The following is an 8,666-nucleotide window of genomic DNA, read 5'->3' as shown; positions in this document are numbered from 1 at the left end:
CCAACGCATGAGGGAGTCAAAGTCCCTTGCCTTACCGCTTGGCTATACCCCAAAAGACTCTTATTATTCTACAGAAAAACTAGTTGGCTGTCAACACTTTTTTAAACTTTTTTCAAAAAAAGCAACCGGAAATACCGATTGCTAGGAGTTAGGAGATTTCATCATCTAAGCGAACTTAGATAGATGATATGAGGTCGCTTCAACCTCATATGAAAAAAGAAAAGTTTTAGGATAATTTCATTATATGTTTTGCTAGAAATAAAGTCAAAAGATTTGACTTGCAAAATCCGAGTAAGGGGTAAGAATTATGATAACTCTCCCTAGCCTCTAAATAACAAGGTTAGTTGATAACTTTATTCATCATCCTGTGAAACCAAATGATGTCTAAAGGCATAAACAACAGCCTGAGTACGGTCATCAACATTGAGTTTTCCTAGGATATTAGACACGTGAGTTTTAACGGTTTTCAATGAAATGAATAGCTCGTTAGCAATGGTCTGATTGTCATAACCCTTAGCCAAAAGTGCCAGGATATCACGTTCACGTGCCGTTAAGTCATCGTGTAGGTCCGGATGGCTATCGTGGTATTTAATCTTATTGTCCACCTCTGTTTCGATAGCTTCTTCACCACGGTAAACCTTACGGATACTATTGAGAATCTCTGCCGCACTGCTAGTTTTAAGCATATAACCTTTAGCACCAGCTTCAATGACTGGATAAATTTTTTCATTGTCCAAATAGCTAGTCAAAACCAAAATCTTGGCTTCTGGCCATTCTTTGAGCAATTCCAAAGTCGCTTGAACACCATCTAATTCAGGCATGACAAGGTCCATTACGACGACATCTGGACGAAGTTCCAGGGCAAGGTCAACACCTTCTCGGCCATTGCTCGCTTCTCCAACCACTTCGACATCTCCTTGGAGATTCAGGAAACTCTTAAGGCCCAAACGGACCATCTCATGGTCATCGACCAAAATCACATTTATCTTATTCGACATTGTCTTCTCCTCTTAATATCGGCACACGAACATCAATAGATGTTCCTTTACCTGTAGCAGATAGGAACTGCACAGTTCCCGCCATTTCATCGACACGCTCCTGGATATTTTTCAGTCCATAACTCATCTCGTCAGTCGACGCATTTAAATCATAACCAACACCATTATCCAACATTTTCAATTGAATTTCCTGACTATTTTGATAGAGATAAACCTCTATCTGGCTAGCCTTGGCGTGTTTAAGAGTATTAGAGATAAACTCTTGGGCAATCCTAAAGAGATTATTTTCAATACGCTTAGGCACTTTCTTAACCATATCCTTGTAGACGACATGGATATTGGATTTATCGGTTAATTCCTTAAGAATCATCTGCAAGCCTTCTTGCAAGGTCTTGTTCTCAAGCTCTGTCGGACGAAGATGCAAAAGCAAGACACGCATATCATTTTGAGCATCCGTCAGCATGGCCTCAACCGCCTGAATTTGATTATGCAAATCTTCTTTACTTAGCTGGTCCGCCATCTGAGAGACACCAGAAAGAATCATACTAGCCGCAAAAAGTTCCTGACTAACGGTATCGTGAAGGTCACGAGCAATACGTCCTCGTTCCTTCTTAATAATATCACGGCTTTGAAGAGCTTGAGCATTCTCAGTTTTCTGCAAGTCCTTAGTCAATTTACGCATCTTATGAGATAAGCGCATCATATTCTTGTCTAACTCAATATCTCCCTGACGTTTGACTGGTTGATTATTGATAATGCGGCGCAAATCCTGATTGACTGATCGCATACTGTTATCATTGGCAATGGCCCAAAGAATATAAAGCAAAATGAGCAAACTCAGAACCACAAAAAACATGTTAAAAAGAAAATGAAAGACCTGAGATAGATTACCAAAAACCAATGAAAAGTTAAGGTTAAAGCTATCCATAACCACTAGGGTAACGCCAACCAGAACAACAACTGAATAAATCAGAATCAAAAATAGGTACTGTTTCTTCATTTGCGACGTACCTCCACTGGTCCAGCTCCCACATTGAGAATCAATTTCACTGTTCGATGAGCATGTTCATACTCCGCCCCCTGCAAGGTCAATCTTTCGTAACGGAGGTCGTACTCATCTTCATTGAAGAAGGTGACAGAGCTATAGATTGCCGATATGTTGAGTTTAACGGAAACATCAATTGGTACCAAGATAGTCGTCGGCCCATAGAGTTTCTGCAAAATCACGACATTATCTCGCCCCGAAACAATAACCTGGGTCAAATCAATCACATCTGTCCCAAAGAAACGGATGATATTGATATCATCAAAGTCATAACGATCACTGACAGGTTCCATCCGAGTTCCAATCCACTGATTTCGCACAGCCTGAGGATCCAAGTCGTCTTCCTTGAATTGAATGAGAGCGTAGCGATTCTTTTTCTTGACCTGTGAAAAATGGTTAATCATAACATAGGCCACACCCACCAAAATCGCAAGCACCACATAGATATTCCACATGGAAACCAGAAAAAGTGAGATCAAACAGATGGTCAAGACAAAGTCACTTTTGGATTCCTTATTAAAAAAGCGAACCGCTAACAAGGTTAAAACCAGTATGAAAATAAAACTGGTAATATCATTATTAAAAATGGTAATCAGGCCCAGAGTCAAAAGCAGGGCTTCCACCACTAAGAAAAAATTAAATTTGGTCATAAGGACCTCTCAAATAAAAGTATACAGGCTTCATTCTATCAAATTTTAAGGCAATTGACAAAAAGACCCAGTTTGAGCACTGACTAACCAAGATAGAAAAGGGGCAGAAGAAAGCAAAAAAGTGCCTCCATTACAGGAAACACAGTCTTTCATTCAAAAATCTTAACCGTCAGTATCGTCCATTTTGCTTCTTATCATTAGCACTGTACTTCTGATTTCCTCCAGTATGACACGCTGCTCTGCTAATTCTTTCTTAAGCTCGGCTAATTTTCGTTCAGTCTGACGACCTGACCGCACAAAAATATTATTAAGAGAGCTAGTTAACAACCCTAGAGTGGCAATCCCACTAAACATGAGAATAACAGCGACTGCCTTACCTACAAGCGTTTTAGGAACGATATCTCCATAACCAACCGTAGTCACCGTTGCTACAGACCACCAAATAGCATCTATAAAATTATGGTGTTCTACTCGGGCAATAACAGCACTACTGATAAGAATGATAACACTATTAACCGAAAGTAGAAAATAAAAGCCATTTCTGCGATTAATACGATTGGAAATATGCTTGAGCTTGCTACTCAAACCAATTAAGCGGGAGAGTTTGGCCAACCGAGCAAAACGACCGACCCTCGAAAAACGGAGGAAGGTAAAGACTTCATTATAGGGAATGATAGCCAACAAGTCCAAGACATGTGTTTTCACAAAGATTCGCTTACGAGGTGCCAAGGAGAAACGAATCGCATAATCAATGGCAAAGATGAGCGTTATAGACTGATCTATCACTCTGAAAGGTCGCCTTCCAATTGAAATTAAGCCAACTAAATCAAAGATAACTAAGCCAATGGAAATAAGGGCCAAGACCGTCATGACAATATCGTAGGTAATGATGTACCTTCTCAGTTTTCTACGGTTTCTCATAGCGTCTCTCCTATATGTGATGTCTTCATTATAAAAGAATCTCTGACCTCTGGCAAGCAGGTTTTTTAGGCTATCGACAGGATCTCTAGGTAGCAAAAAAGAGAGATTAAATAACCTCTCTTCATTATGTCTAAGTTTTTTAATCTATTGTAGTTCTGTGTGAGTAGCCTCTGTCGAGGTTTCAGTGCTTGAAGTTGTACTATCAGTACTTGAGCTCGTCGATGACGAATGTGTCGTACTGCTTGAGCTTGACTGTAGACTTGAACTTGCTGTTGCAACCGAAACATAGAGAATCACTGTACCATCAACACTTGTACCAGCTTGTGGATCTTGATAAAGGACCTCCGTACTGCTAGGAACCTTATCCTTATCTAATTTGGCACCAGTATTATAGTCGTGGTACTCGATGCTACTACTTGAGATATTCTTACGATTCAAGGTTTGAATCGCTGTTGAAACCGTCAAACCAGTCACATCAGGCATGGTAACTGTCTTAGGAGTTGCCACACGGAACTTAATCTTAGCCTTACTATCCTTAGGATTGAAAGACTTGTTTTTCCCTGGACTTTGAGATAGGATTTCTCCCTCTTCAGCACTGTCGTCTTCGACATGCTGAATATCAATTTGGTCCTCAGAAACACCATAATTCGAAGTTAAGTCCTCAATGGCATCCTTATAGTTTTTACCCTTGTAGTCTTTCAAAGCGAAACCTTTACTACCAGAAGAAACATAGACATCAATGCTTGATCCTTCTTTTCGTGTGGTTCCAGCTGTAGGATCGGTCTTTATAACCTTACCCGTATCGACAGAGTCATCTTCCACTTCTTTGACTTCTCCTACCTTAAATCCAGCACCCTCAATTTTAGTCTGAGCTGTGGACAACTCCTGACCGACCACATTAGGTACTTGGACATTATCAGGATTGGTAAAGACTAAATAAGCAAAGATGATAATACCAATAAAGACAAGTCCTAGGAAAACCTTGAGTAAGGTTGAGAAGAAGTTCTTCTTCTTTTTCTTCTTAGCTGGTGTCGTTTTTTTCCTTGGTTGTTTACTTGGAGCAGGTGTAGGCTCTGATGGTTCAGCAGCAACGGCTTTTTTCTCAAGACTTGCAGATGGAACTGGATCAACCTTTGGCAAGGTCTTGGTATCCGTCATATCATCAAAGGCTACCTTGGCATCGCGTCGATGACTAGGATGCAAACTCGTTACCAAGTCACGGCTCATTTCCAAAGTACTATTATAACGATTCTCTAGTTTTTTGGCTGTTGCTCGAATAACCACGTTTTCCAAGGCTTGGGGAACGTTACGGTTCTCTGCCAAAATAGATGGGAGTGGCTTTTGGAAATGTTGGAGTGCAATGGTTACTGCACTGTCACCATCATAAGGAATATGACCTGTCAACATTTCAAAAAGCATAATACCCATAGCATAGATGTCGCTTTGGATAGTTGCTTTCGATCCACGAGCCTGCTCTGGTGAGAGGTAGTGGACAGAACCCAACATAGAGTTCGTTTGAGTTAGACTAGTCTCTGCAAAGGCAACCGCAATTCCGAAGTCTGTAACCTTGGCTGTACCGTCCTTAGTTAAAAGAACGTTTTGTGGCTTAAGGTCACGGTGGATAATGCCCTTTTGATGGGCAAGAGTCATGGCGGAAAGAACCTCCCCCATGATACGCACAACATCTTGGTTAGAAAGTGGCGCATGGTCTTGAATATATTTCTTCAAGTCCGAACCGTCCACATACTCCATCACCAAAAACTGCTGGCCGTCTTCTTCGCCAATATCTCGGATAGCAACGATATTAGGATGACTGAGTTCTGCCATGGCACGCGCTTCACGCTGGAAACGCGCCACAGCCACCTGATCCGTTTGGTAATTGGTACGAAGTACCTTAATAGCCACTTTTTCATTATCCAAAATCAGGTCATTAGCCAGATAAACATCCGCCATACCACCACGCCCGATAGACTTAAGGATTCGATAACGTCCAGCAAACAATTTGCCAACTTGGATCATTATCCTTCCTCACTTTCTATTTTGATGAGAGCAACGGTAATATTATCATGACCACCAGCCTCATTGGCTGCAGCTACCAAACGACTCGTTTTTTCTTCGACGAAACCAGGGCTGTTGACAATATGAACAATCTGTTCGACTGAAATCATATTGGTCAAACCATCTGAATTAGCCAAAATATAGTCTCCTGGTTCCAATTGTTGGACACCAAGGTCAGCCTCAATCGGAGCAGCTTGCCCAATAGATTGCGTAATGATATTACGTTGTGGGTGAACCGCTGCTTCTTCTTCGGTCAACTGACCAGCCTTGATAAGAGCATTGACCAAAGAGTGGTCATTCGTCAATTGCTTATACTCACCATTACGGATAAGGGCAATACGTGAATCCCCAACATGGGCGAAAATCACAGCATTATCAACAAAGGCAAGAACCTCGATAGTTGTTCCCATTCCCTTATATTCTTCGTTTTGGCCAAGTTCATAGATTTTACGATTTTCTGCATCAATGGCAGCAATCATCCAATCACGAATTTGACTCAACTCACGAAAATCAGTGTTAATCCAGTCACGACCAAGGTCAGTTACTGACATCTCACTGGCAATATTTCCAGCACGGTGTCCACCCATTCCATCTGCAACAACGACAAGGGTAACACCAGCTTGGTTGACAAATTTATTAACAAAATCTTGGTTGTTTGACCGTTTTTGGCCAATGTCCGTTAATAATGATATTTCCATAGTTTTCTTTCTGACTTGCGTCAGCATTTCCTCCTCTGTAACCCTAAGCTTTTTTACGCAACTGTGCGATGAAAAAACCATCAGTTAGATACTGTTCGGGGGTAATTGCCAAACAGCCATTGACCACGATGTCTTTACATGGATGGTCTAAGGCAACTTGCTCAAAATCAGGATGGCTCTCAAGAAAGGCTTGAATCACCTCTTGATTTTCTTCTGCTATGATGGTGCAAGTACTATATGTTATTATACCACCTTTTCGTAGGGTTTGACAAACGCTGGATAGGATATCCAACTGCACAGCCTTAAGAGACTCAAAGTCTTGGAGGTCCTTGTTATATTTGATATCAGGTTTCCGACGAATGAGCCCAATCCCTGAACAAGGAGCATCCACTAAAATCTTGTCAAAACTATCAGCTGGAAAGACTTGATGTACCTGACTAGCATCCAGTTTCTGAGTCTTAACCTTATCAGCTAGGTCAAGACGTTGGGCATTTTCTTCGATAAGGGCAAGCTTATGATCATAGAGATCAAGCGCCGTCACATGTCCACTCGTCAAATAAGAGGCCATATGAACCGTCTTACCACCAGGTGCCGCACAGGCATCCAGGATTTCTTCTTCACCTTGAATCCCTAAAGTTGGCGCAACCAGTTGACTGGTCTCATCCTGAATGGTCAACAAGCCCTCTTTAAAATAATCTGTTCCAGCAAAGTAACCGGAAGACTTAACAAGCCCGACTGGTGATAGAACTGAACGCTCAGCCCCAGTGGCCTCCTCTATCTCTTCCAAACGTGACGCATCCGTTACACGCACACTAGCCTTATTTCTCACAAAGAGGCTTTGGAAAATAGCAAGGGCACGGTCTTCCCCGTACTGGTCGATAAGTTTTTTAACCAACCATACAGGTAGAGAATACTGAACGGAATAGCGTTTATTGACACGTTTAATCTGGCTTGGATTTGGCAAAGGCTGGCTAGATAGTTTACGAAGAACCGCATTTACCAGCTTCTCAGCACCCTTTTTATTGCCACGATTTTTGGCAATAGCAACAGCATCGTTAACTACTGCATGGGCTGGAATCTTATCTAAATAGGCTAGCTGATAGAGACTTAAGAGCAAGAGGTCATAAACCCAAGGTTCAAGCTTATCACGGTCCTCAATAACATGGGCTAGAATCCACTCCAAAGTAATCTTACGAGCTACAGTCCCGTAAACAATTTCCGTCACCAAGGCCTTGTCTTTATCTGTTAGCTGCGACTTGCTCAGATGTGCATTGAGAGCAATATTTGAGTAGGCCCCTTCCTGGAAGACTTCTTCTAAGACTTCGAGTGCCTGTCCACGAGCTGTTTTTTTCCAATCATTGGCCAAATGCATCACCTACTTCAAGATTGCGTCCGACCCCATTAAGGAAATCAGCAATAGCCATACGAGGTTTTCCAGCAGGTTGAACTGTCTTAAGCGAAATAGCTCCTTGGCCAGTCGCAACTACCAAACTCTTCTTGGTTTTTTCAATAATATGACCAGCCTGTCCTTGACCTTCTGCCAAATTCGCTTCATAAATTTTGAAACGTTTGCCATCAAGCAAGGTATGGGCCACAGGCCATGGATACATGCCACGGATTTGATTGAAGATGTCACGAGCCGGCTTATTCCAATCAAGGCGCTCCTCTTCTGGGCTAATATTTGGCGAAAATGTTACCTGACTGGCATCTTGAGGAACAGGTTTGATTTCCCCAGCGATGTAGGCAGGCAAGGTTTCAAGCAAGAGGTCACGCCCCAAGACGGCCAATTTTTCAAACATGGTACCAACATTATCCTCGTCAAGAATTGGCAAGGCCTTTTGGCTAACCATGTCACCAGCGTCCATCTCCTTGACCATTTCCATAATTGTCACACCTGCTTCTGAATCCCCATTGATAATGGCATAATGAATAGGTGCCCCACCACGGTATTTTGGCAGGAGTGAAGCGTGGACATTCACCGAAAAATCCATGCTATTAAGCAACTTGCTTGGTAAAAATTGTCCATAAGCTGCAGTAACAATCCCATCAGCACCAAGTGCCATCAGTTGTGCCATTTCCTCAGAACCTGACAACTTTTCAGGTTGATAAATTGGCAAGTCATGCGCCAAGGCTACTTCTTTGACCGGTGTCATGCGGATTTCTTTTTTACGGCCGACAGCGCGGTCTGGTTGCGTTACCACAGCGACAATATCATAACGCTCATCTGTCAAAAGTCCTTCCAGCACTGTCGCTGAAAAGGCAGGCGTTCCCATAAATACTAATTTTGTCATATTCT

Annotated in this window: 8 protein-coding genes; all 8 read right to left on the bottom strand. The window is 42.2% G+C overall.

Annotated elements, in window-relative coordinates; translation table 11 throughout:
- Positions 1-353 precede the first annotated feature (353 nt).
- The 8 genes from AX662_RS05450 to fmt all read right to left on the bottom strand — a co-directional run bounded on the left by AX662_RS05450 (position 354) and on the right by fmt (position 8,661).
- A complete protein-coding gene (locus AX662_RS05450) occupies positions 354-998 on the bottom strand; it encodes a response regulator transcription factor (protein WP_002891417.1) in 645 nt (214 codons plus the stop codon).
- Positions 988-1,998, bottom strand: a complete 1,011-nt coding sequence (locus AX662_RS05445) for a sensor histidine kinase (protein ID WP_002891418.1) — start codon at positions 1,996-1,998, stop codon at positions 988-990. Before AX662_RS05445 ends, AX662_RS05450 begins: the two co-directional genes overlap by 11 nt.
- Positions 1,995-2,693: a cell wall-active antibiotics response protein LiaF gene (liaF, locus tag AX662_RS05440; protein ID WP_037603001.1), complete on the bottom strand. Its 699-nt coding sequence runs from the start codon at positions 2,691-2,693 to the stop codon at positions 1,995-1,997. Before liaF ends, AX662_RS05445 begins: the two co-directional genes overlap by 4 nt.
- A 162-nt stretch (positions 2,694-2,855) precedes the next feature.
- On the bottom strand, positions 2,856-3,614 hold the full coding sequence (locus AX662_RS05435; RefSeq protein WP_060971844.1) for a potassium channel family protein: 759 nt from the start codon (positions 3,612-3,614) through the stop codon (positions 2,856-2,858).
- A 144-nt stretch (positions 3,615-3,758) separates the two neighbouring features.
- On the bottom strand, positions 3,759-5,633 hold the full coding sequence (gene pknB / locus AX662_RS05430; protein ID WP_060971843.1) for a Stk1 family PASTA domain-containing Ser/Thr kinase: 1,875 nt from the start codon (positions 5,631-5,633) through the stop codon (positions 3,759-3,761).
- Positions 5,633-6,370, bottom strand: a complete 738-nt coding sequence (locus tag AX662_RS05425; RefSeq protein ID WP_037604753.1) for a Stp1/IreP family PP2C-type Ser/Thr phosphatase — start codon at positions 6,368-6,370, stop codon at positions 5,633-5,635. Before AX662_RS05425 ends, pknB begins: the two co-directional genes overlap by 1 nt.
- 43 nt (positions 6,371-6,413) lie before the next feature.
- Positions 6,414-7,736, bottom strand: a complete 1,323-nt coding sequence (rsmB, locus tag AX662_RS05420) for a 16S rRNA (cytosine(967)-C(5))-methyltransferase RsmB (protein ID WP_060971845.1) — start codon at positions 7,734-7,736, stop codon at positions 6,414-6,416.
- Entirely contained in the window at positions 7,726-8,661 is a 936-nt protein-coding gene (gene fmt / locus AX662_RS05415) for a methionyl-tRNA formyltransferase (RefSeq protein WP_060971842.1), read from the bottom strand. The genes rsmB and fmt overlap by 11 nt, the downstream gene beginning before the upstream one ends.
- Positions 8,662-8,666: the final 5 nt, after the last annotated feature.

This window comes from Streptococcus sp. CCH5-D3, from assembly GCF_001556435.1.
GTDB lineage: Bacteria > Bacillota > Bacilli > Lactobacillales > Streptococcaceae > Streptococcus.
This window is presented reverse-complemented; position numbering and strand designations above follow the sequence as displayed.

Excerpts from the sequence above, each read along its gene's own strand:
- AX662_RS05425 (WP_037604753.1), bottom strand. The coding sequence starts at position 6,370 with ATGGAAATATCATTATTAACGGACATTGGCCAAAAACGGTCAAACAAC.
- AX662_RS05435 (WP_060971844.1), bottom strand. The coding sequence starts at position 3,614 with ATGAGAAACCGTAGAAAACTGAGAAGGTACATCATTACCTACGATATT.
- pknB (WP_060971843.1), bottom strand. The coding sequence starts at position 5,633 with ATGATCCAAGTTGGCAAATTGTTTGCTGGACGTTATCGAATCCTTAAG.
- fmt (WP_060971842.1), bottom strand. The coding sequence starts at position 8,661 with ATGACAAAATTAGTATTTATGGGAACGCCTGCCTTTTCAGCGACAGTG.
- AX662_RS05450 (WP_002891417.1), bottom strand. The coding sequence starts at position 998 with ATGTCGAATAAGATAAATGTGATTTTGGTCGATGACCATGAGATGGTC.
- AX662_RS05445 (WP_002891418.1), bottom strand. The coding sequence starts at position 1,998 with ATGAAGAAACAGTACCTATTTTTGATTCTGATTTATTCAGTTGTTGTT.
- liaF (WP_037603001.1), bottom strand. The coding sequence starts at position 2,693 with ATGACCAAATTTAATTTTTTCTTAGTGGTGGAAGCCCTGCTTTTGACT.